20 protein-coding genes are annotated in these 24,778 nt (G+C 74.7%); 15 read left to right on the top strand and 5 right to left on the bottom strand.

Annotated elements, in window-relative coordinates; all coding sequences use genetic code 11:
• Positions 1 to 10 precede the first annotated feature (10 nt).
• The 3 genes from murC to ACFYWQ_RS12070 all read right to left on the bottom strand — a co-directional run bounded on the left by murC (position 11) and on the right by ACFYWQ_RS12070 (position 3,193).
• The gene (murC, locus tag ACFYWQ_RS12060; protein ID WP_389515345.1) at positions 11 to 1,402 is read right to left on the bottom strand and encodes a UDP-N-acetylmuramate--L-alanine ligase; all 1,392 of its coding nucleotides are present in this window, start codon (positions 1,400 to 1,402) and stop codon (positions 11 to 13) included.
• 107 nt (positions 1,403 to 1,509) lie between these two features.
• Positions 1,510 to 1,983 (bottom strand): indole-3-glycerol phosphate synthase, encoded by a 474-nt coding sequence (locus tag ACFYWQ_RS12065; RefSeq protein ID WP_389515347.1) that lies wholly within the window; start codon positions 1,981 to 1,983, stop codon positions 1,510 to 1,512.
• A gap of 325 nt (positions 1,984 to 2,308) precedes the next feature.
• Positions 2,309 to 3,193, bottom strand: a complete 885-nt coding sequence (locus ACFYWQ_RS12070) for a pyrimidine reductase family protein (protein WP_389515349.1) — start codon at positions 3,191 to 3,193, stop codon at positions 2,309 to 2,311.
• Between the two features lie 37 nt (positions 3,194 to 3,230).
• Here ACFYWQ_RS12070 and zapE point away from each other — a divergent pair, with 37 nt between their 5' ends.
• From zapE to ACFYWQ_RS12125, 11 genes are all read left to right on the top strand, one after another.
• Entirely contained in the window at positions 3,231 to 4,334 is a 1,104-nt protein-coding gene (gene zapE / locus ACFYWQ_RS12075) for a cell division protein ZapE (protein ID WP_389515351.1), read from the top strand.
• A gap of 675 nt (positions 4,335 to 5,009) precedes the next feature.
• Positions 5,010 to 5,591 carry a carbonic anhydrase gene (locus ACFYWQ_RS12080; RefSeq protein ID WP_389515353.1) on the top strand — a complete coding sequence of 194 codons (582 nt, stop codon included), beginning with the start codon at positions 5,010 to 5,012 and terminating at the stop codon, positions 5,589 to 5,591.
• 8 nt (positions 5,592 to 5,599) lie between these two features.
• Positions 5,600 to 7,081 (top strand): SulP family inorganic anion transporter, encoded by a 1,482-nt coding sequence (locus ACFYWQ_RS12085; protein ID WP_389515356.1) that lies wholly within the window; start codon positions 5,600 to 5,602, stop codon positions 7,079 to 7,081.
• Positions 7,082 to 7,287: 206 nt separating this feature from the next.
• Positions 7,288 to 8,079 (top strand): slipin family protein, encoded by a 792-nt coding sequence (locus ACFYWQ_RS12090; RefSeq protein WP_389515358.1) that lies wholly within the window; start codon positions 7,288 to 7,290, stop codon positions 8,077 to 8,079.
• 107 nt (positions 8,080 to 8,186) lie between these two features.
• A complete protein-coding gene (locus ACFYWQ_RS12095; protein WP_389515360.1) occupies positions 8,187 to 9,569 on the top strand; it encodes a PhoX family protein in 1,383 nt (460 codons plus the stop codon).
• 84 nt (positions 9,570 to 9,653) lie between these two features.
• A complete protein-coding gene (locus tag ACFYWQ_RS12100; protein WP_389515362.1) occupies positions 9,654 to 10,496 on the top strand; it encodes a polysaccharide deacetylase family protein in 843 nt (280 codons plus the stop codon).
• 123 nt (positions 10,497 to 10,619) lie between these two features.
• Entirely contained in the window at positions 10,620 to 10,811 is a 192-nt protein-coding gene (locus tag ACFYWQ_RS12105; protein WP_385073812.1) for a hypothetical protein, read from the top strand.
• 67 nt (positions 10,812 to 10,878) lie between these two features.
• Complete coding sequence (locus tag ACFYWQ_RS12110) at positions 10,879 to 11,580, top strand: peptidyl-tRNA hydrolase (RefSeq protein ID WP_389515364.1); 702 nt, start codon at positions 10,879 to 10,881, stop codon at positions 11,578 to 11,580.
• 124 nt (positions 11,581 to 11,704) lie between these two features.
• Positions 11,705 to 13,189: a DUF692 domain-containing protein gene (locus ACFYWQ_RS12115; protein ID WP_389515366.1), complete on the top strand. Its 1,485-nt coding sequence runs from the start codon at positions 11,705 to 11,707 to the stop codon at positions 13,187 to 13,189.
• Positions 13,190 to 13,525: 336 nt separating this feature from the next.
• Complete coding sequence (locus ACFYWQ_RS12120; protein WP_389515368.1) at positions 13,526 to 14,338, top strand: TIGR04222 domain-containing membrane protein; 813 nt, start codon at positions 13,526 to 13,528, stop codon at positions 14,336 to 14,338.
• 212 nt (positions 14,339 to 14,550) lie between these two features.
• A complete protein-coding gene (locus tag ACFYWQ_RS12125) occupies positions 14,551 to 16,152 on the top strand; it encodes an alpha/beta hydrolase (protein WP_389515370.1) in 1,602 nt (533 codons plus the stop codon).
• Positions 16,153 to 16,522: 370 nt separating this feature from the next.
• Here the strand turns inward: ACFYWQ_RS12125 and hemQ are convergent, their stop codons facing one another.
• On the bottom strand, positions 16,523 to 17,254 hold the full coding sequence (gene hemQ / locus ACFYWQ_RS12130) for a hydrogen peroxide-dependent heme synthase (RefSeq protein ID WP_385073826.1): 732 nt from the start codon (positions 17,252 to 17,254) through the stop codon (positions 16,523 to 16,525).
• A gap of 5 nt (positions 17,255 to 17,259) precedes the next feature.
• Entirely contained in the window at positions 17,260 to 18,759 is a 1,500-nt protein-coding gene (hemG, locus tag ACFYWQ_RS12135) for a protoporphyrinogen oxidase (protein ID WP_389515372.1), read from the bottom strand.
• A 162-nt stretch (positions 18,760 to 18,921) separates the two neighbouring features.
• Between hemG and ACFYWQ_RS12140 the strand changes: the two genes are divergently transcribed.
• The 4 genes from ACFYWQ_RS12140 to ACFYWQ_RS12155 all read left to right on the top strand — a co-directional run bounded on the left by ACFYWQ_RS12140 (position 18,922) and on the right by ACFYWQ_RS12155 (position 24,759).
• A complete protein-coding gene (locus ACFYWQ_RS12140) occupies positions 18,922 to 19,818 on the top strand; it encodes a DUF4349 domain-containing protein (protein WP_389515374.1) in 897 nt (298 codons plus the stop codon).
• Between the two features lie 44 nt (positions 19,819 to 19,862).
• Positions 19,863 to 21,263: an FAD-dependent oxidoreductase gene (locus ACFYWQ_RS12145; protein ID WP_389515943.1), complete on the top strand. Its 1,401-nt coding sequence runs from the start codon at positions 19,863 to 19,865 to the stop codon at positions 21,261 to 21,263.
• Between the two features lie 114 nt (positions 21,264 to 21,377).
• On the top strand, positions 21,378 to 22,184 hold the full coding sequence (locus ACFYWQ_RS12150; protein WP_389515376.1) for a rhomboid family intramembrane serine protease: 807 nt from the start codon (positions 21,378 to 21,380) through the stop codon (positions 22,182 to 22,184).
• Positions 22,185 to 22,899: 715 nt separating this feature from the next.
• Positions 22,900 to 24,759, top strand: a complete 1,860-nt coding sequence (locus ACFYWQ_RS12155) for a BTAD domain-containing putative transcriptional regulator (RefSeq protein ID WP_389515378.1) — start codon at positions 22,900 to 22,902, stop codon at positions 24,757 to 24,759.
• Positions 24,760 to 24,778 lie beyond the last annotated feature (19 nt).

Genomic DNA, 24,778 nt, shown 5'->3' on the forward strand with positions numbered 1-24,778 from the left:
CTTACTCAGATCACTGTGCGAGACGGTCCAGGATGCGCGGGCCGAGGTCCGTGACGTCGCCCGCGCCCATGGTGAGAACGAGATCACCGGGCCCGGCCATTCCCGCGATCAGGGCGGGCACCTGGTCCTTGTCGTGCACCGGCGTCACGTCGGCGCCGGCCGCGCGGGCCGCGTCGACGATCAGCTCGCTGGTGATGCCCGGGATCGGGTCCTCGCGGGCCGGGTAGATGTCGAGGACGAGGGAGGCGTCCGCGAGGGCCAGCGACCGGCCCATCTCCTGGCCCAGTTCCTGCGTCCGGGAGAAGAGGTGGGGCTGGAAGACGACCAGGATGCGGGCGTCACCGGCCGCCGCGCGCATCGCCTCCAGGTCCGCGGTCATCTCGGTCGGGTGGTGCGCGTAGGAGTCGACGACCTGGACGCCCGCCCGCTCGCCCTTCAGCTGGAGGCGCCGCTTGACACCCGTGTACGCGGCCAGCGCCGGCGCGAGGTCCCCGGCCGGCACCCCGAGGGCCACGCCCGCCGCCAGCGCGGCGACCGCGTTGTGCGCGTAGTGGCGGCCCGGTACGGAGACCGTGAAGGTGAGTTCCCGCCCGTCCAGCAGCACGGTCACCCGGCTCTTCAGCCCCTGCGCCTCGACGGCCAGCACCCGCACGTCGGCGTCCTCCGCCTCGCCGTACGTGACCACCCGCACGCCCTCGCCCCCGACCCGCCGGGTCAGCTCCCGCGCGCCCTCGTGGTCGGCGTTGACCACGAGCGTGCCGCCGGGCACGACCTTCCCGACGAACGTCTCGAAGGACTCGTAGATCTCGTCCATGGACGCGTAGTTGGCGTGGTGGTCCAGCTCCACGTTGAGGACGATCGCGACCTCGGGCGCGTACGTGTGGAAGCTGCGGTCCGATTCGTCCGCCTCGGCGACGAAGATCTCGCCCGCGCCGTGCTCGGCGTTGGAACCGGGCGCGTCCAGGTCGCCGCCGATGGCGTAGGAGGGGTCCAGTCCCAGCTCGCCCAGCGACACCGCCAGCATGGACGTCGTGGTGGTCTTGCCGTGCGTGCCGGCGACGGCGATCGGCCGCAGCCCGTCCATCAGCCGGGCCAGGGCGTCGGAGCGGTGCACCACCGGGACGCCCAGCTCCGCGGCGCGGGCCAGCTCGGGGTTGTCCGCCCGGATCGCCGACGACACCACGACACAGCTGGCGTCGTCGGCCAGGTGGCCGGCGGCGTGCCCGATGTGCACGGTCACGCCCAGCGCCCGCAGCGCCTCGGCCGTCCCCGACTCCTTCGCGTCGCTCCCCGCCACCTTGGCCCCGCGCCGGGCCAGGATCTTCGCGATGCCCGACATGCCGGCACCGCCGATGCCGATGAAGTGCGGTCGGTCCATGGCGGTAGGAAGGCCGGGTGCCATGCGAGTTCTCCCAGAGTGCGGTGCATAGGACGATGAGCGTGCCCAGCCTATTGCGTGCCGGGACCGCCCCCGGACGACAGGCCCTACGCCGTGCCGGACGACAGGCCCTACGCCTTGCTGTGGGAGAACAGCTTGAGCACCGGCACCCCCACCTTGTGCCGCGCCCGGGAGGCCCAGTCCCGGTGGAAGAACTCCTCCACGTAGTGCGGATCGGTCAGCACGATCACCTCGTCCGCCTCCACCTCGTCGACGACCGTCTTGAGCGCGTCCAGCGGATGGTCGTCGACCAGGCGCCCCTGCGCCGTGCTGCCCGCGGCGCGCAACGCGGTGAGGGACACCTCCAGGGCTCTCTGTCCGACGCTCTTGGCCTCCTCCCCCTCGGGTGTCTCCCCCTCGCGCACGGCCTCGTCGAGCTCGCCGAGCGCGATGTCGTCGATGGCCCGCAGCAGCCGGTCGGCCTGGTCGCCGCGCGGCTGGAGGAGCACGTGGAAGGAGACCTGCTCGTCCCCGTGCAAGGTGGTGACGAACTCCACGTCGGCGGACGTCAGGGCCTTCTCGATCATCAAAACGCTTGTGAACACCAGCGCCTCATTCTCCTTCGAGGACCCGCGTGGCCCTCAGTCCTCCGTGGCCGTGATCGGCCCTGCGGAAACCATCCTGCCCCGCGCTCGCACGGGTTCTGCCGTCCTAGTCTGCCCGCCCGAAGCCAACCGGAACGGCATATTCCGCCGAATTCGGGACCAGGGCAGCCGTGCCCGCCTTCCCCGGATCCGCCGCGTCACACCTGCTTTTTCCGTCACTTCCGACACCGGCATCCCACCCGCCCTTTCTCCTGTCCCCCCGGGTTCGGGCCATGCCGCTCCAGGGCCCCTCGCTCCAGGACCCGTCGCTTCAGACCCCGTCGCCTCAGGCCCTGCCGTACCGCCCGTAGAGGAAGCCGTCCTCCTCCAGGAGGGACAGCAGGGTGAACCGGCGCGGGACCGCGACCGACGGACCGCCCGCGATGCGCTGCGCGTCCCCGGCGGTGAGCAGCGGCGCGACCGTCAGGCACAGTTCGTCGAGCACCTCGGCGGCGACCAGCTGGCCCAGCAGCCGCGGACCGCCCTCGGTCAGCAGCCGGGTGTGCCCGAGTCCGGCGAGGACCTGGACGGCCCGCGCGGGCTCGACCCCCGCGCCGTCCCCGGCGAGCAGCACGCGGGCGCCGGCCTTCTCCGCGGCCGCGATCCGGTCGGGGGCGGCGCCGGCACCCGTGAGGATCAGGGTGGGCACCACCGGCGCGGTGAACAGCGGCAGCGAGAAGTCCAGGTCCAGGCTCGCGGTGACGATCGCGATGGCGGGGACGGGCGCCTGACCGGCCGCCTCCCGCCGCCCGGCGAACTCGGCCCGGACCCGGGCGGGGCGGTACCCCTCCTGGCGAACCGTTTCCGCACCGACGAGCACCACGTCGGCGAGGGCCCGCAGGGTGCCGAAGATCCGCATGTCGGTGGCGTTGGAGATGGGCTGTGAGCGCCCGTCGTGCTGGGCGGCCCCGTCGAGCGTGGAGACCATGTTGGCCCGCAGCCAGGGCGTCGGCTCCCCGGGCCCGGGATCCGGGTAGGCGTAGGCGTCGGCGAGCTCGTCCAGGCTCCACTCCCGGGAGCTGCGGGCCTCGTGGGCCTCTCGCGCCTCCCGGGTGTCTCGCGCCTCTCGGGCCGCGCGCTCCTCGGTGGCGGCGGGGGCCCCGAGGGCCCCACCGCCCTCGTCCGGGCTCTCGGCCGCTGTCTGGTCGGTCACAGGGAACAGGCGTCGCATACGAGGCAGTCTGGCACGGCGCTTAGCATGGGGAACCGTGTCGTCCTCCACCCCCTCCCCCGGCCTCGGCCCGATAGCCGACGCGGCCCCGCTGTCCCTGTGCGCGCGTGAGCCGCACGTCCCCGCGGACCGGCTGGTCGCCGAGATGGTGCCGCCGCCGCGGTTCGACTCGGTGCGCTTCAGCACGTACGTCCCGGACCCGAACCAGCCCAGCCAGACCGAGGCGGTCGGGGTGCTGGAGGGCTTCGCGGCCGGACTCGGCGGGGCGCACGCCGTCGGCGGCGCCCGACGGGGCTTCCTCGGCTTCGGCCGCGCGAAGGCGCCCAAGACGCCGCCCGGCCCGCGCGGCGTCTACCTGGACGGCGGCTACGGCGTCGGCAAGACCCACCTGCTGGCCTCCCTGTGGCACGCGACCCCGGCGGAGCCCGCGCTCAAGGCGTTCGGCACGTTCGTGGAGCTGACCAACCTGGTCGGCGCCCTCGGGTTCCAGCAGACGGTGAAGACCCTCTCCGGCCACCGCCTGCTGTGCATCGACGAGTTCGAGCTGGACGACCCCGGCGACACCGTCCTCGTCTCGACCCTGCTCGGCAAGCTCGTCGAGGCGGGTGTCGCGCTCGCCGCCACCTCCAACACCCTGCCGGGCAAGCTGGGTGAGGGCCGCTTCGCCGCGGCCGACTTCCTGCGCGAGATCCAGGGCCTGTCCGCGCACTTCCGCGCCCTGCGCATCGACGGCGAGGACTACCGCCACCGCGGCCTGCCCGAGGCGCCGGCGCCGTACTCCGACGAACAGGTGACGAAGACGGCGTACGCCACCGCGAGCGCTTCCCTCGACGACTTCCCGCACCTGCTGGACCACCTCGCGCGGGTGCACCCCAGCCGCTACGGCGCCCTCACCGACGGCCTGAAGGCGGTGTGCCTCACCGACGTGCGGCCGATTCCCGACCAGTCGACGGCCCTGCGGCTCGTCGTCCTCGCCGACCGGCTCTACGACCGTGAGGTGCCCGTCCTGGCCTCGGGGCTGCCCTTCGACCGGCTGTTCAGCGAGGAGATGCTGAACGGCGGCTACCGCAAGAAGTACTTCCGGGCGATCTCCCGGCTGACCGCGCTGGCCCGCGACGCCCAGCGGCTGATCGAGTCCTGATAGTCGATCATCCCGGCCGGGTCAAGGATCAGTTCGCGCCATCCAGCCCTCGCTTTTGAGGCGCAGTTCATCTCGAAACGCCGAGTTAACCCTGCAAACGACTTTGCAGGGTTAACGTGTTTCTTGACCAACCGTTGACCAGTACTTGGTCCGGACTAGACGCGTGAACTGCTCGGAGGGGGGCGCATGTTCCGAGGTGAGGCGGTCCGGACCGTCGTGTCGCTCCTCGCCGCCGTGCTCCTGACCCTTCCACTCTTCGCGCCCGCGCCCTCCTTCGCACACGCGCACACCGTCCGTCAGGCCAAGGCCAAGACCCAGCCTGGAATCACACCCTCCAGCGTGACACCGCGTGACGAGACCGTCACGTCTCCCGTATGCGACCGGTCCGGGGCCTCCTACGACCCCTTGCGCACCCGTGACCGCCACCGCTCGGCCTCCACGGCCGACTCGGCACCCCAGCAGCGCGAGCGCACCCTGCCCGCGCGGGATCCCGCGGCCGCCCACCGACCCTGCGGGCCGGCCGCGTCGCACCACCGCCCGTCGAGATCCTCGACGGGCCACTCTCCGGCGGCGCTCCAGGTCTTCCGCTGCTGAGAGAGACGCAGACAGCAGTGCCTTCACCTGTCCTGCCCGTCCGACGCGCCCCCCACGGCGCGCCAGGAGGAATCACCACATATGCAGCCCCTCATCGACAACGCCCGTACGTTCGGACAACGCCCTGAGGAGTTCGCCCGCCTCGCGGAAGGCCAGTCCCCCCAGGTCCTCTTCATCACCTGCTCCGACTCGCGGGTCGTGCCCGCCCTGATCACGGGTGCCCGGCCCGGCGAGCTCTTCGAGCTGCGCACCGCGGGCAACATCGTGCCCCCGTACGGCTCCGAGCGCCCCACCGGCGAGGCGGCCACCATCGAGTACGCCGTGGAGGTCCTCGGCGTCCAGGACGTCGTCGTCTGCGGCCACTCCCACTGCGGTGCCGTGGGCGCGCTGGTGCGCGGCGACGATCTCGACGCCGTACCCGCCGTCCGGGACTGGCTCGCGCACTCCGCGGGCCGGCCGCCGGCCGCCGACCCCGACGACCCGACGGTGATGCGGGCGGTGCAGCACCACGTGCTCGCCCAGCTGCTGCGGCTGCGCTCCTACCCGTGCGTGGAGAAGCGGCTGGCGGACGGCCGGCTGCGGGTGCGCGGCTGGTACTACGAGGTGCACACCGGTGCCGTACGCGAACACCGCGCGGACACCGACGCGTTCGAGGCCCTGTGAGCGCCGCGATGACCCCACGGAACACCTCGCGAATATCCCGGTTCCCGCACCTGAAGGAGGACTTCGCCGCCTCCCTCGTCGTCTTCCTGGTCGCGCTCCCGCTGTGCGTGGGCGTGGCCGTGGCCTCCGGCGTGCCGGCCGAGCTCGGGCTCGTCACCGGCATCGTCGGCGGCATCGTCACCGGCCTGATGCGCGGCAGCAGCCTCCAGGTGTCCGGCCCGGCGGCCGGTCTGACCGTGCTGGTCTTCGAGGCAGTGCGGGAGTTCGGACTGCCCGCCCTCGGTGTGATCGTGCTCGCCACCGGCGTGCTCCAGGTCGGCATGGGCGTCCTCGGGCTGGGCCGCTGGTTCCGGGCCATCTCGGTCTCCGTCGTCGAGGGCATGCTGGCCGGGATCGGGCTGGTGCTGATCGCCGGCCAGCTGTACTCGATGGTCGGCGCCAAGGCGCCGGACTCCGGCCCGGAGAAGATCGCCGGGCTGCCCGAGGCGCTCGTGGACGCGTTCGGCACCACCGCCGCGGCGGCCTCGCTCGCGCTCGGCGCCGGCACCATCGCGGTGCTGGTGCTGTGGAAGCGGCTGCCCGCGGCGGTGCGCGCGGTGCCCGGCCCGCTCGCCGCGGTGGGCCTGGCGACACTGGCCGCGCTGGTGTTCTCGCTGCCCGTGGCCACCGTCGAGGTGCAGGGGCTGCTCGGCTCGATCCAGCCGCCGTCCCTGGACTCCTTCGGCGAACTGGCGGACGTCGGCCTGCTCGCCACCGTCGTCGCCTTCACCCTGATCGCCTCCGCCGAGTCGCTGTTCAGCGCGGCGGCGGTGGACCGGCTGCACGACGGGCCGCGCACCGAGTACGACCGGGAACTGGTCGCCCAGGGCACCGGCAACGCCGTCTGCGGGGTGCTCGGCGCGCTGCCGATGACCGCGGTGATCGTGCGCAGCTCGGCCAACGTCCAGGCGGGCGCCCGCACCAAGGCGTCCCGCGTCCTGCACGGCGTCTGGCTGCTGCTGTTCGCCGCGTTCCTTCCGGACGTGCTCGCGTACATCCCCCTGCCGGCCCTCGCCGGCGTCCTCGTGCACGCCGGGGCCAAGCTCGTGCCGGTGCGGGCGATCGCGGGGCTGTGGCGCGAGCACCGGGGCGAGGCGCTGATCCTGGCCGTCACGGCGGTGTCGATCGTCGTGGTCAGCATGTTCGAGGGCGTCCTGATCGGTCTCGCGCTCGCCGTGGTGAAGACGGCGTGGGAGGCCTCGCACATCAGGCTGGACGTCGTCGACCAGGGCACCGGGCCCGTCCGGGCGTCCCTGTCGGGCAACGCGACCTTCCTGCGGCTGCCGAAGATCCTCGACAGCCTGGAGTCCCTGCCGCAGGACCGCCCGGTCGAACTGGACCTGTCCGGCCTGCACCACCTCGACCACGCCTGCCGCACGGCACTGGAGACGTGGGCCGAGCGGCACAGCGCCGTCGGCATCGAGCCGGTGAAGCTGACGATGGCCGCCTAGCGGGCACGCGGTCCGCCTCGGGGCGGGCGGTCCTCCTCGGGGCGGGCCGTCCGCTTCAGGGGCGGGCCGTCCGCCTGACGGTGGGCGGACCGCCCGGCGGTGGGCGGTCCGTCTCGGGGCGGGTTCCGGGCGATGGCCCGGGACCCGCCCGCGGACATATCGTTACAGGAGCAGGCATTCCGGTCCTCTCAGGGAGGCGGGTCGTCATGCTCCAGGAACTGCTGCCGGCTGCCGCGGCGGTGGCCACCGGGGGATTCGTGTACTTCGTGGCGGGCGCCCGCGTGGTGAAGCAGTACGAGCGCGGGGTGGTCTTCCGGCTCGGCCGGGTCGCCGGCACGGTCCGTACGCCGGGTTTCACGATGGTGATCCCCGCCGTCGACCGGCTGCGCAAGGTGAACATGCAGATCGTGACGATGCCGGTGCCCGCCCAGGAGGGCATCACCCGCGACAACGTGACCGTGCGGGTGGACGCGGTGGTCTACTTCAAGGTCGTGGACCCGTCGGCGGCGGTCATCAACGTCGAGGACTACCGTTTCGCCGTCTCGCAGATGGCGCAGACCTCGCTGCGGTCCATCATCGGCAAGAGCGAGCTGGACGACCTGCTGTCCGACCGGGAGAAGCTGAACCAGGGCCTGGAGCTGATGATCGACAGTCCGGCCGTGGGCTGGGGCGTGCAGATCGACCGGGTGGAGATCAAGGACGTGTCCCTGCCGGACACGATGAAGCGTTCGATGGCCCGGCAGGCCGAGGCCGACCGTGAGCGGCGGGCCCGGATCATCAACGCGGACGCCGAGCTCCAGGCGTCGAAGAAGCTGGCCGAGGCGGCCGAGCAGATGTCCGAGCAGCCGGCCGCGCTCCAGTTGCGGTTGCTCCAGACGGTGGTGGCGGTGGCCGCGGAGAAGAACTCCACGCTGGTCCTGCCCTTCCCCGTGGAACTGCTGCGCTTCCTGGAGAAGGCCCAGCAGCAGCCGCCCCCGTCGCAGGCCGACGCCCGGTGACGCGCGTTCCGTGCGTGGTTCCCGGGGCGCGCGGCGGGTGATAGACACGGCGGGTCAGTGTTCCTGTCCGCCAGCAGGAAGGTCTTCACCCCATGCCGGAATCCCGCATGCCGGAAACCCGTAGCGCCACGACCCGCCGTCAGATCCTCGCCCGCACCGGTGCCCTGGGAGCGGGCATCGTCTTCTCCGGAGCCCTGCCGGAACTCTTCGCCGACACCGCCGCCGCGGAGAACCTCGGCCACACCGGCTACGGCACCCTCGCCCCCGACCCGGACGGCCTGCTCGACCTGCCGGAGGGCTTCAGCTACCGGGTCCTCTCCCGGGAGGGCGACCCGCTGCGCTCCGGCGAGGGCCCGGTCCCCTCCCACCACGACGGCATGGCGGCCCTGCCCGGTCCGCGCGGCCGGGTCCACCTGGTCCGCAACCACGAGAACCGCCCCACCGCACCGCTCGCCGTCCCCACCGTCGAGGGCCTCACCTACGACCCGGCCGGCAAGGGCGGCTGCACGGCCCTGACGCTGGACCACCGGGGCGAGGTGCTGTCGGAGCGGGTCGCGATCGCCGGGACGGCCGTCAACTGCGCGGGCGGGCCCACGCCCTGGCACACCTGGCTGACCTGCGAGGAGACGGAGGACCGGGCCGGCACCAACGGCTACGCCAAGGACCACGGCTTCATCTTCGAGGTCGACCCGTCCGACCCGCACCGCACCGGCGCCGTGCCGCTCACCGCGATGGGCCGCTTCCAGCACGAGGCGATCGCGGTCGATCCGCGGCGCGGGGTGGTCTACGAGACGGAGGACGCGTTCGAGAAGCCCTTCGGCCTGTTCTACCGCTTCCTGCCCGAGAAGCCGCTGGGCGGCACGGGATCGCTGCGCGCCGGCGGCCGGCTCCAGGCGATGCGCGTGCCGGGCGTGGCGGACCTGTCGTCGATCCAGGAGACGGGCGCCGCCTTCGACGGCATCGAGTGGGTCGACGTACCGGACCCGCTGGCCGCCGGGACCGCCATCCGCTTCCAGGACTTCGGCCCGCGCGGCATCACGCACGCGCAGAAGCTGGAGGGCTGCTACTGGAGCGGACGGAGCGTGTACTTCGTGTCGTCGTTCGCGCGCGGCACGGACGGCTCGGCGGCCGACCACTACGGCCAGATCTGGCGCTACGACCCGGAGCGGCGCCGGCTGACCCTGGTGATCGTCTTCGGGCCGGCCACGGACGTGCGGCTGCCCGGCGAGTCCCCCGACAACATCTGTCTCGCGCCCGGCGGCGGCCTGATGGTCTGCGAGGACGGCAACGGCGCACAGCACGTCTTCGGCGTGACCCGGCACGGCGAGGTGTACGCGATGGCCAGAGGCCGGCAGAACATCGGGACCGCCGAGGAGCCGGAGTGGGGCGAGTTCGCCGGCGTCACCTTCTCCCCCGACGGCCGGACGATGTACGTCAACTGCTACACGCCGGGGACGACGTTCGCGGTGACGGGGCCCTGGCGCCGGTAGGGCAGTGGACCGGGCGGGTGACACGATGACAGGCGCGCGCATATTTACACACAATTAGGGGTTCTCCCCTCATAGCGTCACAGGGTGATCGCTCCCGTACGCCGTCTCGCCGCCCTCTGCGTCCTGGGTGCCGCACTCGCCGCCTGCGGCACCCACCAGGCGCCCCGGCCCGCCCGCCCGGCCCCCGCCCCGCCCTCCTCGACACCGGCCGGGCCGCCCACGCTCGCCCCGGGCCCGGGCGGCCTGGCCTCCGTCTTCTCGCACGCCCCGCGCACCCACGGCAGGTCCGTCGCCCTCACCTTCGACGCCGACATGACCGCCGACCAGGGCCCGCGGGCGGCCGCCGGCGAGCGGTTCGACAACCCGGAGCTGATCGCGGCGCTCCGGACGCTGGAGGTGCCGGCCACCGTCTTCATGACGGGCCGGTGGGCCGAGGAGTACCCGGACCAGGCGCGCACCATCGGCCGCGACCCGCTGTTCGAGGTCGCCAACCACTCCTACAGCCACTACGCCTTCACCGACGACTGCTACGGCCTGCCGACCGTGCCGGAGGACCGGATGCGGGCCGACGTGGAACGGGCGTACACGGCCTTCCGCAGGGCCGGCATCCCCGACGCGCGGCCCTACTTCCGCTTCCCCGGCGGCTGCTACGACCGGCGCGCGCTGCGGGCGGTGAGCGGCACCGGCGTGACCGCCGTGCAGTGGGACGTGGTGGGCGGGGACGCCTTCGCGACGGACGCGGACGCCGTGGCCCGGCAGGTCCTGGAGGGGGTGCGGCCGGGCTCGGTGGTCGTCCTGCACTGCACGCGCAGCGCCGCCCCGGCCACCGAGCGGGCGGTGCGCGCGATCGTGCCCGAGCTGCGCCGGCGCGGCTACCGGTTCGTACGGGTGTCCGAGCTGATCGGCACCGCGCAGGGCGGGCGGTGAACGGGCCGACGTGGGCGGGCCCGTGTGGAGGGAGGTCCCGCGTGGAGGACGGGCCGGCGTGGAGGACGGGCCGGCGGTGAACTGGCCCGTGGGGAACGGCCCGCGCTCTCGTACGCTGGAGTCATGAGCGACGACGACGGCGACACCGGATACTGCCTGATAGACGCCACGCGGCCGCCCCGGGCGGACGGGCCGCCGTACGCCGAGTGCGTGCTGTGCCGCGAGCCGACGGAGTACCCGGAGTCGTACAAGGGGATCACGCTGTGCCCCGTCTGCGAGTGGCAGGAGGCGCAGCGCACGGCCTGCTCGGGCTGAGCGGGCTGAGCGGGTGGCTCGGGACGGCCCGCGGAGGTCTTCGGGAACGGTCGAGTACCCTGCGCCCGTGAGTGAGAGTCCCTTCCAGACCGAGCCGAACCCGCGCGACGAGGCCCCCCAGTTCGTGCTGCCCCTCGTCGTCCGTCTGGAGCGGGCCGAGCCTCCCGCCCGCACCGACGCGCTGGAGACCGCCGCCCGGGCGGTGCTCGTGCTGTTGAGCGACGAGCGCTCCACCGGCGACGGGGAGTGGGCGGAGGCCGTGCGGGACTGGCAGGACGCCCGGATCCGGAAGGTCGTGCGGCGGGCCCGGGGAGCCGAGTGGCGGCGGGCCGGGGCGCTGCCCGGGATCACGGTGACCGGGAAGGCGGCCGAGGTGCGGGTGTTCCCGCCGGTGCCGCTGGACGGATGGCCCAAGGAGCTGGCGAAGCTCCAGGTGTCGGGGACCGAGCTCGACGATCCGCAGGCCCCGGCGGAGGCTGATCCGGGACTGCCGGTGCTCTGGATGAGCCCCGAGGTGCAGATGTCGGCGGGCAAGGCGATGGCGCAGGCCGGGCACGGCGCGCAGCTCGCCTGGTGGGAGCTGTCGCCGCAGGAGCGGGCGGCCTGGCGCGCGGCGGGGTTCGCGCTCGCGGTGCGCACCGCGCGTCCGGAGCGGTGGCGGGAGCTGACGGCGAGCGGGCTGCCGGTGGTGCGGGACGCCGGGTTCACCGAGATCGCGCCCGGCAGCTGCACGGTGGTCGCCGACCATCCCGCCCTCCGCCGGCCGTAGGGCCGTTCGTCCACACCGTGGAACCTCAAATGTTGCTCTGAAGGAGGGCGGCGGGCGGTTCGGTCCGGGGCGAGGGGGCGATATCCCCGTCACCACGGAGGGGGACCGGACGGAGGAGGGGACGATGACACGGCTCGGAACGGGGACACGGCTCGGAACGGGAATCGGCTGGCGGCCGGAGATCGCGGACGCGGTGGAGCGGATGCCGGGCATCGACTGGGTCGAGGCCGTCGCCGAGAACATCTGCCCCGGCCACCTCCCCGCCTCCCTGCTGCGGCTGCGCGAGCGCGGGGTCACGGTCGTCCCGCACGGCGTCTCGCTCGGCCTCGGCGGCGCGGACCGGCCCGACGAGGGACGGCTGACGGCGCTCGCCGAGCGGGCGGAGGCGCTGGGCTCCCCGCTGGTCACCGAGCACATCGCGTTCGTCCGGGCGGGCGGCCCGCCGACCGCCTCCGCGCCGCTGGAGGCCGGGCACCTGCTGCCGGTGCCGCGCACCCGGGACAGCCTCGACGTGCTGTGCGAGAACGTGCGCATCGCACAGCGGGCGCTGCCGGTGCCGCTCGCCGTCGAGAACATCGCCGCGCTGCTCGCCTGGCCCGGCGAGGAGATGACCGAGGGCCAGTTCCTGTACGACCTGGCCGACCGCACCGGCGTACGCCTGCTCATCGACGTCGCCAACCTCCACACCAACCACGTCAACCGCGGCGAGGACCCGGCCGAGGCCCTCGCCGACCTGCCGCTGGAGGCCATCGCCTACGTCCATGTCGCGGGCGGCTTCGAGCGGGACGGCGTCTGGCACGACAGCCACGCCCACCCGGTGCCCCGCCCGGTCCTCGACATCCTGACCGACCTCACCTCGCGGGTGACGCCGCCCGGCGTGCTGCTGGAGCGCGACGAGAACTTCCCCGAACCGGCGGAACTGGAACGGGAACTGGCGTCGATCCGGGCGGCCGTGACCGAGGGCACCCGGACCCGGACCGCTCCCCGGACCGCCGGGACCACGACCTCGGGCGGCGGGACCACGACCTCGGGCGGCGGGACCGCGATCGTCGGCGGCCGGACCGCACCCGTTGCCGGCCGGACCGCACCCGTTGCCGCAGGTACCGCACCCGTCGTCGGCGGGACGGCAACCGTTGCCGCCGGGGCCACGACCGCGGGCGGCGGGAGCACGCCCGCGGGAGAGCGCGCCGTCGCCGCCGTGCCGGACACGACCCGCCGGCGGCTCGCTCTCGCGCAGACCGCCCTGCTCTCCGCCCTGGTCGCCGGGACCCCGGCCCCCGAGGGCTTCGACCGGGCGCGGATCGGCGTCCAGGCGCGGGCCCTGGCCGCCAAGCGGGCCGACGTGGTGGCCAAGGTGGCGCCGGATCTGCCACTGATCCTCGGCGGCGGATACCGGGCCGCGTTCATGGCGTACGCCCAGGGCCACCCGATGCGCGGCGGGTACCGGCGGGACGCGCTGGACTTCGCGGAGCAGGTGCTGCTCGACGGGCCGCCGATGGCGGACCGGGCCCGGCGGGAGCTGCGCGGGTGGTGGCTGGACCGGTCGGGACCGGCGCCGCGGCCGCGGTCGTGGTGGGCGCGGATGGGACGGTCGCTGATCCGGCGGTGACGCGTCCGGGCGGCGGCGCCCGCACCGCGCCGGCACCGCGCCCGCATCTCGTGCGCGCCGCACCGGCACCGCGCCGCAGGGCGTCCGCGTCACGCGCGCGTACCGCGTCCGCATCACGTGCGCTCCGCCCGGTCCGCGGCCGGGACACCGGCCGCGACGGCGGGCCTGACGCCCAGCCGCCCGGGCTTCTGGTCGTCCGGTCGCCCGGTCCGCTCCGCCGTTCCGGCGGGCGCCCCGGCGGGACGAACGGAAACGGAACGTCACAGACCGACAACGCTCGGTCCGGATCGTGAACAAGGCATGGCGCTCCCTGTGCGTCTGGCATAGAAACGCGGCATGTTCTGGGTCCTTCTCCTCCTCGTGGCCTGGGCCGTCGCCGGCGCGGCGTGCACCCGCCTGTGCCTGGCCGCCGTACGGGCGGCGGCCGTCGACGTGGACGCGGGTCAGGACCATGACCTGACGCTCTACGAGGCCGCGTTCCTCTCCGGGGGCCCGAGCCGGGTCGCCGACCTCACCCTGGTCTCCATGGCGCGGCAGCGGCGGCTGCTGCTCGCCCGCACCGGCTGGGCGACCGTCGTGGACCCGCGCGGGCGCGACGAGATGGAACGGTCGGTCATCGGGGCCATCGGGCCGGAGGGACAGTCCCCCATCGCGCCGGTGCGGTCCGCGGCCGCCGCGGCGGACGCGGTGCGCGGCCTCGCCGACCGGCTGGTCGGCGCCGGCCTCGCCGTGCCCGACGGTCTGCGCACGACGGTCGCGGCCGGAGTGCGGCAGGTGCGGGCCGCCGCCGGGGCCGTACTCGCGCTGGGCGCCGCGGCGCTGCTGACGCCCGTCCCCCCGGACATGCCGCGCACCCTGGTCGCCCTCTGGTTCGCGCTGCCCCTGGCGCTCACCCTGAGCTGTCTGGCCATAGCCCGGGTCGAGGTGCACCCGTACTCCCGCTGGGCCTCCCCGGCCGGCCGGCGCCTGCTGGGCGCGCTGGCGCGACACGCGGACGGCGCCGGCACGGGCGACACCGCGGGTGACGACCGCACCTACCTGACCTGCGTCGCCGTCCGCGGGATCCGGGCGGTCGGCGAGCCGGACCTGCGGGCGGCCTTCGGCCATCACGAGCCGTACGGACGGACGCGGGACCCGGGCCGCCGGTAGCCGGGCTCCCGCCGGCCGCCCGGAGAGGGCCCACGGCCGGATGCGCCCCGTTCGCCCGGAGGGTGCGGAGGGGCCCGGGTGGACGGGGCGCATCCGGGTGCCGAGGGGCGCACACGGGGCATTGACGCCGACACCCCCGGCCGGTGCTTGCCTTCCCCAACCGACGCACCAAACATCCCTTTTGTCGCCGCCGTGCACCGAAGGGACACGCGATGAGAGCTGCCGCCCTCTACCCGGCCGCCGGAGCCCTGCTCCTGACCACCCTCTCCGCCGCTCCCGCGGGCGGTGCCCCGAGTGACGTCGCCGGCTCCGGCGTCGCGCTCGCCGCCGCGCGCGCCGCGCAGGAGGGCATCGTCTTCGGGAAGTGCTCCGGCACGCCCGAGGCCCCGAGCGGTGTGCAGTGCGGCACGGTCACCGTCCCGCTCGACTACGCGCAGCCGAACGGCAGGCAGATCCAGCTGACCGTCAGCCGCGTACGGGCCACCCAGCGCGACCCGCGCAACGCCAAGCGCCGGGTGCCCCGGCAGGGCGCGCTGGTCTTCAACCCGGGCGGACCGGGAGCCTCCGGCCTGCCCTTCCCGATGGCCGGAACGCTGCCGGCGTGGAAGCGCGTCGGGGCCGCGTACGACCTCGTCGGCTACGAGCCGCGCGGGGTCGGCCGCTCGGCACCGCTGACCTGCCAGGAACCCCGGCACTTCGTCAAGGCCCCCTCGCCGTCGCCGACGCACCCGTCGGAGTCCTACAAGCAGGAGCGCATCGCGCAGGCGAAGGCCTACGCGCGCGGCTGCGCCGAGCGGGCGGGCGGCGCCCTGCGCCACTACACCTCCCTCAACAACGCCCGTGACCTGGACGTCCTGCGGGCCGCGCTCGGCGAGGAGCAGCTGACCTTCATGGGCGCGTCGTACGGCACCTACTTCGGGGCGCTGTACGCCACGCTGTTCCCGGGGCACGTGCGGCGGATGGTGTTCGACGCGGCCGTGAACCCGGACCCCGCGCAGGTCTGGTACCGCAACAACCTCGCCCAGTCGGTGGCGTTCGAGAGCCGCTGGACGGACTTCCGGGAGTGGGTCGCGCGCCACGACGACGTGTACGAGCTGGGCGACACCCCGCAGCGGGTGCTGCGCAGTTACGAGCGGGCGCGGGCGAGACTGGCCGCGGAGCCGGCCGGCGGGACGGTCGGGCCGGGGCAGTTGCAGGGCGCCTTCCTCCAGGCCGGGTACTACGACGACCACTGGCCGTCCCGCGCCCACGCCCTGTCGGCGTACCTGAACGGCGACCCGAAGCCGCTCGTCGCGCTGGCCGCACCGGTGCGGGAGGCCGCCGCCGCGGCGGAGAACTCCAGCGCCGTCTACACGGCCGTGGAGTGCAACGACGCGCCCTGGCCGACGGACTTCCGGGTGTGGGACCAGGACAACACGCGGATCGCGCGCGTGGCGCCGTTCGAGACCTGGGACAACGTGTGGGCGAACCTGCCGTGCGCGTACTGGCAGGCGCCCCGGCAGCAGCCGCTGGACGTGCGGACCGGGCCGGGCGAGCTGCCGCCGACGCTGATCCTGGCCGCCGAGCGGGACGCCGCCGCGCCCTACGAGGGGGCCCTGGAGATGCAGCGGCGTCTGTCGGGCTCGGTGCTGGTGACGGAGCGGGACGCCGGCACGCACGGCATCGCCGGCGGTCCGAACCGCTGCGTCAACGGCCACGTGGAGGCGTACCTGCTGGAAGGGCGGCTGCCCGCGCGGCGCGCGGCCTGCGCGGCGCGCCCGGAGCCGACGCCGGCGGACCACCCCGCGCGGGAGGCGGCCCGGGCGAAGAGCTGACCGGTTCCTCCGGCCGGGCCTCCCCGGCCGGAAGGGCCGGTCCCTCGGGCCCGGGCGGAGAACCGGCCCCGGGGAGCCGAGCGGACAACCGGTGCCGAGGGACCGGGCGAAGAACCGGTGCCCAGGAACCGGGCGAAGAACCGGTCCCGAGGAACCGCGCGAAGAACCGGTCCCGAAAGCCCGCGCGAAAAACCGGTCCCGAGGAACCGGTCCCCAAAGCCCAGGCGAAAAACCGGTGCCGAGAGCCCGCGCGGAGAACCGGTCCCGCTGGCCCGGCCGGGAAGCCCGGTCACGGGGCCCGGAGGAGGGCGGAGGAATCGGTCCCCGAAAGGCCCGGTCGGTCTTGCACCGGCCGGGCCTTTCGCGTGTGTCAGGCGAGGCCGGCGACCAGGTCGGCCACCGACTTGCGGCGTCCCGTGTAGAACGGGACCTCCTCGCGGACGTGGCGGCGGGCCTCGGAGGCGCGCAGGTGGCGCATGAGGTCGACGATGCGGTACAGCTCGTCCGCCTCGAACGCCAGGATCCACTCGTAGTCGCCGAGCGAGAACGAGGCGACCGTGTTGGCGCGGACGTCCGGGTAGCCGCGGGCCATCTTGCCGTGGTCGGCGAGCATGCGGCGGCGGTCCTCGTCCGGCAGCAGGTACCAGTCGTAGGAGCGCACGAACGGGTAGACGCTGACGTAGTCGCGGGGCGTCTCGTCGGCGAGGAACGCCGGGATGTGCGAGCGGTTGAACTCGGCGGGGCGGTGCAGCGCCATGTTCGACCACACCGGCTCCAGCGCGCGGCCCAGCCGGGTCCGGCGGAAGAGGTTGTACGCCTCCTGGAGCTGGTCGCTGGTCTCGGCGTGCCACCAGATCATGAGGTCGGCGTCGGCGCGCAGACCGGACACGTCGTAGGTGCCGCGGACCGTGACGTCCTTGGCGGCGAGCTGGTCGAACAGCTCCTGGACCTCGTCGGCGTAGCCGGAGCGGTCCTCGGGCAGCGCGTCCTTCAGCCGGAAGACGGACCACAGCGTGTAGCGGATGACCTCGTTGAGGTCCTTGGCCAGCTTGCCCTTGTTCGGGATCCTGCCGGGCTCGGTGGTGGGGGCGTCGTCACTCATGGCACTCATTCTCCCGCTCCGCCGTGCAGGCTCGGCACCGGGTGGGCGGTGAGGTCCTGCACACCGCGCGGGTCGCCGCCGATCCGGTCGGCCGCCGCCCGCGCGCTCGCGATGCAGGCGGGGACGCCGACGCCGTCGTACGGGGCGCCGCAGACGGCGAGGCCGGGGAGCTCGGCGACGTGTTCCCGGATGCGGGCCACGCGCGCGTGGTGGCCGACCGGGTACTGGGGCAGGCCGTCGGTCCAGCGGGTGACGCGGGTCTCCAGGGGCGTGGCGGTGAGGCCGGTGGCCGCCGCGAGGTCCCGCCGGGAGACGGCGACGAGGTCGGCGTCGTCCCGCCGGAGGACCTCCGTCTCGCCGTACCGCCCGACGGAGGTGCGCACCACGAGCACGTCCGGGTCCTCGTCGGCGATCCAGCCCCACTTGTGGGAGGCGAACGTCGACGCCTTGATGGTGCGGCCGTCGACGGGCGGGACGAGGAAGCCGCTGCCGTCGGGCAGGGCGGCCTCGGAGCGGCGGTAGGCGAGGGTGATCAGGGCCATGGAGGCGTACTCGACGGCGCGCAGTTCGGCGGCGGCGCCGGGGGACTCGGTGGCCAGCAGGGCCGCCGCGGCGGACGCGGGCACGGCGACGACCACGGCGTCGGCGTGCAGCACCCGGTCCCCGGCGACCACCCGCCAGGCCGGACCCGGCCCGGCCGCCCGCGCGCCGCCGGCCGGGCCCTCCGGCGCGGTGGTCCTGCGCAGCTCCGTCACCGGCGCGCCGGTGACGATCTCGCCGCCCCGCGCGCGGACCGACTCCGCGACCGCGAGCGGCAGCCGGCCCACACCGCCCGCGATGCCCAGGAACACCGGGCCGGACCGCGGGTTCGCGGCGGCCTTCGCCTGGATCTCGCGGACGGCCCCGGTGAGCGAGGTGTGCGTGCGCGCCGCCTCGAACAGCTGGGGGACGGCCGAGCGCATCGAGATGCGGTAGGCGTCACCGGCGTAGACCCCGCCGAGCAGCGGCTCGACCAGGCGGTCGACGACCTCGCGGCCCAGCCGCGCCGCCACGTACTCGCCGACCGCCACGTCCTCGCCGACCTCCGTGCGCGGCAGGTCGGCGTCCCGCTCGATGCGGGCGAGGCCCTCGTCGGAGAGCACGCCGTCCAGGGCGGCGGCGGTGCCCGGTACGCCCATGACGTGGCCCTTGGGCATGGGGCGCAGGGCACCCCGGGTCCAGATCGAGGCCGTGGCGGTGGCCGGCGGCTGGAGGTGGCCGGCGAGGCCCACCTCGCGCGCGAGGGCGACCGCCTCGGGGCGGCGGGCCAGCAGGGACTCGGCGCCGAGGTCGACCCGGACGCCGGCGATCTCGCCGGGCAGCAGCTTGCCGCCGACCCGGTCGGACGCCTCCAGCACGGTCACGCGCGCGCCCCGCTCCAGCAGCCGGTGGGCGGCGGCCAGACCGGCGATCCCGGCTCCGATGACGACGACGTGCTGCCCCGCAGCCGTACCCGTTGCGCTCATGCCCCCACTCTCTCAGACCCCACCGGCACACCGGCCGCGCCCCGGTGTCCTTCCCGCGTCCCGACCGTGACCTCATCGGGACCGTCTCCTCCCCAACGTCCGGCCCCGCCCCGGCGTCGAAGACACGTCAGCGGTTCCACGACCCTCGGGGGGTACGCCCAGATGCGCATTCGACGTTCCGTACGGCCGGTCCACACCCTGGCCGGGATCCTGCTCGCCGCCGCGGTCGCGCTCACCGGGTGCAGCGCCGCGGACGACACGGGGGCCGCGAGCTCCGCGGCCGACAAGGCGGCCGCCGGGGACGCCGGCGCCGCCGAGGCGGCCGGGGAGGGCGCGGGCGACTCCAAGCCCGCCGCGGCACCGACCCTGCCCGTGGCGCACGTGATCCGCACCGCGTCCCTGACCGTGCAGGTCGGGAACGTGTCCGAGGCCCTCGGCGAGGCCCGCACCGCCACCGAGAACGCCGGCGGCTACATCGGTGACGAGACCACCACCCGCGACGAGGAGGGAGCCGAGCACACCCGGGTCGTCCTGCGCGTACCGGTCGAACGGTACGACGACGTCCTCACCGGCCTCCAGGGCACGGGCCGGCTGCTGGAGCGCACGGCGAAGGCGCAGGACGTCACCGACCAGGTCGTCGACGTCGACAGCCGCATCGCCTCGCAGCGCGCCAGCGTCGCCCGGATCCGGGAGCTGATGAACCGGGCCACCGAGCTGAGCGACGTCGTGACCCTGGAGGGCGAACTGAGCAGCCGCCAGGCCGACCTGGAGGCGCTGCTCGCCCGGCAGGCGTCGCTGAAGGACCGCACCGGCATGGCCACCATCACGCTGACCCTCGCCGAGAAGCCGGTGGCCGGGGAGGCGAAGGACGACGACCCCGGGTTCCTGGACGCCCTCGCGGGCGGCTGGGACGCGTTCGTGACGGTGCTGCGCTGGATCGCCCTCGCGTTCGGGGCGGTGCTGCCGTTCGCCGCGGTGGCCCTGGTGGTCGTCCTGGTGTGGCTGCGGCTGCGGCGGGGCCGGCGCCGGACGCTGCCGGACGGCCCCGGGCAGGACTGAAGTACCGCCCGCCGTAGCGTGTTCGCATGAGCATGAGCATGAGCATGAGCGAGAGCGCGCGCCGGGGCGGGCAGGGGCGGGAGCGGCTGGTGGTGATCGGCGGGGACGCCGCGGGCATGTCCGCGGCGTCCCAGGCCCGCCGGCTGAAGGGCCCCGAGGAGCTGGAGATCGTGGCCTTCGAACGCGGCCACTTCACGTCCTACTCCGCCTGCGGCATCCCGTACTGGGTGGGCGGCGACGTCCACGACCGGGACGACCTGGTCGCGCGCACCCCGGAGGAGCACCGGGCGCGCGGGATCCAGGTGCGCCTGCGCACGGAGGTCACCGAGATCGACCCGGCCCGGCAGGCGGTACGCGCGCGTGACGTCGATTCCGGCGCCGAGTCCTGGACCCCGTACGACAAGCTCGTCATCGCGACCGGTGCCCGGCCGGTCCGGCCGGACATGCCGGGCGCCGACGCGGAGGGCGTGCACGGGGTGCAGACGCTGGACGACGGGCAGGAGCTGCTCGGCACGCTCACGCGCGCGGGGGGCACGCGCGCGGTGGTGGTCGGCGCGGGGTACATCGGCGTGGAGATGGCCGAGGCGCTCATCAAGCGCGGCTTCCGGGTGACGGTCGTCAACCGGGGCAGCGAGCCGATGTCGACGCTCGACCCCGACATGGGCCGGCTGGTCCGCGAGGCCATGGAGGCATTGGGCGTCACCATGGTCGACGACGCCGAGGTCACCGAGGTGGCGACCGGCGCGGACGGCCGGGTGCGGGCGGTCGTCACCGAGGACGCCGCGTACCCGGCGGACGTGGTGGTCCTCGGCATCGGCGTCCGTCCCGAGACCGCGCTCGCCGGGGCCGCCGGGCTCCCCCTGGGCGTGCACGGCGGTCTGCTCACCGACCGGGCGATGCGGGTGCGCGGACAGGAGAACGTCTGGGCGGGCGGCGACTGCGTCGAGGTCCTCGACCTCGTCTCCGGCCAGGAGCGCCACATCCCCCTCGGCACCCACGCCAACAAGCACGGACAGGTCATCGGCACCAACGTCGGCGGCGGCTACGCCACCTTCCCCGGTGTCGTCGGCACGGCCGTCAGCAAGGTCTGCGACCTGGAGATCGCCCGCACGGGGCTGCGCGAGAAGGACGCGCGCCGGGCCGGCCTGCGGTACGAGACGGTCGTCGTCGAGTCCACGAGCCGCGCCGGCTACTACCCCGGCGCCTCCCCCATGACGGTCAAGATGCTCGCCGAGCACCGCACGGGCCGCCTCCTCGGCGTCCAGATCGTCGGCCGGGAGGGCGCGGGCAAGCGCGTCGACATCGCCGCGGTCGCGCTCACCGCGGGGATGACGGTGGAGCAGATGACCGCCCTGGACCTCGGCTACGCCCCGCCGTTCAGCCCGGTGTGGGACCCGGTGCTGGTGGCGGCGAGAAAGGCGGCGGCGAAGGTGCGTGCCTCGTAGGCGTGCGGCGGGGCAGTGCCCTCCCGACAGCCTCGGCGACGTGGAAACGGGAGAGCCGGCCGCGGGCGACGGCGTTCACCGGTTCGCCCAACGGATCGGGGGCAGAAGTCCCTTGTGGTCATCCCCGTCCATGACGTGAACCCCGCGCGCCGTACCCCGGTGGTGACGTACGCGCTGATCGCCGCGAACGTCTTCGTGTTCCTCTTCATGCCCGGCCTGTCCGGCTCGGTGGCCGGCGACAGCACCCTGGCGCAGACGTGCCATCTGCACGCGTTCCTGGAGCACTACGCGGCCGTGCCCTACGAGCTCATGCACGATCGGCTGCCCCGGCTCGTCCCCACCGGCGAGGTGCGCGACGGCGGCTGCGCGCTGGGTCCGCCCGGGTACGACAAGTCGCCGGTGCTGAGCGTCTTCACCGCGCTGTTCCTGCACGGCGGCTGGCTGCACCTGCTGGGCAACATGCTGTTCCTGATGATCTTCGGCAACAACATCGAGGACCGCATGGGGCACGTCCGCTTCGCGCTGTTCTACGTCGCCTGCGGCTACGCGGCGTCGTACGGCTTCGCCCTGGTGAACGCCGACTCGACGGACCCGCTGATCGGCGCGTCGGGGGCGATCGCGGGGGTGCTGGGCGCCTATCTGGTGCTGTATCCGAAGGTCCGGGTGTGGGTCCTGGTGCCGTTCCTGGTCTTCCTGCCGCTGAGGCTGCCGGCCTGGCTGGTGCTGGGCTTCTGGTTCGCGCTCCAGGCCGTGTACTCCTCCGGCGAGGGCGTCTTCGAGGCGGGGACCGTCGCCTACGCGGCGCACGTCGTGGGCTTCCTCGCGGGCATGCTGCTCGCCTGGCCGCTCAAGGCGGGCACGCCCCCGCCGCCGGAGCCGCGCGCGCTGCTGTTCGGCAGGCGGGCCCGGCAGGGCTGGTGACCCGTCCCGGCCGGCCGGGCGTGCCCGCCGCCGTGGAGCGACTCACCGGCGACCCGTCCACCCGCCGCGCGGGACACGGCACCCGTCCTCCTGGGGCGGGCCGACCACGCGGGACACCACGCCTGCCTTGCCCGCCTGGGCCCAGGCCGACCACGCGGGACACCACGCCCGTCCGCCCGGGCCCAAGCCCACCACACGGGACACCACACCCGCCCGGGCCCAGGCCCACCACACGGGACACCGCACCCGCCCGCCCGGGCCCGGGTTGCAGGCGCCGGGCGGCCGGGGTCGGGGGCAGGCGCCGGGCGGCCGGGGTCGGGGGCAGGCGCCGGGCGGCCGGGGTCGGGTCGCAGGCGCCGGGCGGCCCGGGCCGCGGGGGCGGGGGGCCGCTCCGACGTCGCCCCCGGCGCGCGGCGTCGTGTCGACCGCCCGCGTCAGGTTCGTCGCCGCGTCGACGCGGGTACGGCCGGCCCGCGCGGACGCCGCGCGCGTCGCACGGCCGGGCGGCAGCGGAGAGCGCGTGCGGCGCCCGGGGCATGTGGGGGATCCCCCAATGCTGATCGTGACCGTTCGACGGCACAGTCGATCTGCCGACGACCGGAAGGGACCGGCTCCCCGCGCCTCCGGTGTCGTCCTGACCACGCCGTGACCGAAAGGCTGCCCCCCATGATCGTTCGTCAGCGGCTCCGGACCGAAGCGTCCCGGGGCGCGGCCCATGCGTGAGACACCGGTTCCGGACCTGGCCCCGGACCCGGACACGGACACGGACACTGGGGCGGTGCGGTTCTCCGTCCTCGGTCCGCTCTCGGTCCGGGCCGGGGGCGGACCGCTCCCCCTCGGCCCCCTCAAGCAGCGGCTCGTCCTCGCCATGCTGCTGTGCCGGCCCAACACCTACGTGTCCGTCGACCGGTTGACCTACGCCGTGTGGGGCGACGAACCGCCCAGGACGGCCCGGAAGAACCTCCAGGTCTACGTCTGCGCCCTGCGCAGGATCCTGGCCCGTGCCGGGGACCGGCTGGTGCACGGGCCGGGGGGCTATCTGCTCCGGGTGGCCGAGCCCGAACTGGACGCCCTCAGGTTCCAGGCCCTCGCCCGGGCGGGCCGCCAGGCGGCCGCGGACGGCTCCCCGCAGACCGCCGCCGGGTTGTTCGACCAGGCCAGACGGCTGTGGACGGGGCCCCCGCTGCCCGAACTGGGCTGCTCCGAGCTCGTGCGGGCCCACGCCGACCAGTTGGCCGGCCGCTATCTCGCGGTCAGTGAGGACTGGGCCGAGGCCGCGCTGGAGTCGGGGCAGTCCTGGGAGGTCGCCGAGGTGACGGGCGAACTCCTGGCGCAGCACCCGCTGCGGGAACGGCTGCGCGCGGCCCTCATGACGGCCCTGCACCGCTCGGGACGGCGTGCGGAGGCGCTGGCCGTGTACGAGGAGCTGCGGCAGCACCTGTCGCGGGAGCTGGGGCTGGCCCCGAGCCCGGCCCTGACGGCGCTGTACGGGTCGCTCCTGTCCGACGACGGAGGGGACCGGGGAGCCGTCCGCCCCGAGCGGGCGGGACCGCGCCGCGGCCCCGTCGTCCCCACGGTGCTTCCCCCCGACGTCCCCGACTTCACCGGTCGCGACGAGCAGCTCGGGGAACTGCTGGCGGCCGCCGCGGACGGCGGCGTGGTCGCCCTCGTCTCGGGGCCGGCCGGGGCCGGGAAGACGGCGCTCGCGGTGCACGCCGCCCACCGCTCGGCCGACCGCTGCCCCGACGGGCGGATCCACCTGCGGCTCCGGGAACCGGACGGCTCCCGCCGGTCGCCGGAGTCCCTGGCCGCGGAACTCCTGCGGTACACGGGTCGTGCCGGGGGCCCGCCGGGCCACGCCGAACAGGCCGCCGCCCTGTGGCGTGCCTGGCTGGCTCCGCGCAAGGTCCTGCTGGTGCTGGACGACGCGCCCGACGAGGCGAGCGTCCGTCCGCTGCTGCCGGGCACGGGGGCGAGCACGGTCGTCGTCACCGCCCGGACCCGGCTCGCCGGGCTCGCCGGAACCCGTCGGGTGGACGTACCGCCGTACTCCGTGGCGGAGGCCCTGGAGCTGCTGGGGCACATCACCGGCCCCGAGCGGCTGCGCGGTGACCCGGCGGCGGCCGAGCGCATCGTCCGGGCCTGCGGCACGCTGCCGCTGGCCGTCCGGGTCGCCGGTCTCAAGCTCACCGTCCTGCGGCACATGCCGTTGGCGGAGTACGCGGACCGGCTGGCCGATCAGCGGAGCGTGCTGGACGAACTCGCGGTCGGGGACCTCGACGTGAGAGCGCTGGTCGCCGAGGAGTGGCGGCGCCTGGACGACGCCCACCGTGCCGCGCTGCTCCGCCTCGCGGCGCCGGACGCGCCGGTCTTCACCGTCGAGCGCGCGGCCGCCGTGCTCGGCTGCACCCCGGACGCCGCGCTGCGCCGGGTCGAGGGGCTGATCGAGGCGGGACTGGTCCTGTCGCCGACGAGCGAGGTGACCGCGCACGCGGCGGTCTACGCGCTGCCCCACTTCACCCGGCTGCTGGCCCGGGAGCAGGCGCGGGCCCTGTGTGCGGACGGGGCGGTGTGACGGACGACCGGCGGGCCGG

Source organism: Streptomyces sp. NPDC003247 (assembly GCF_042888135.1).
Classification (GTDB): domain Bacteria; phylum Actinomycetota; class Actinomycetes; order Streptomycetales; family Streptomycetaceae; genus Streptomyces.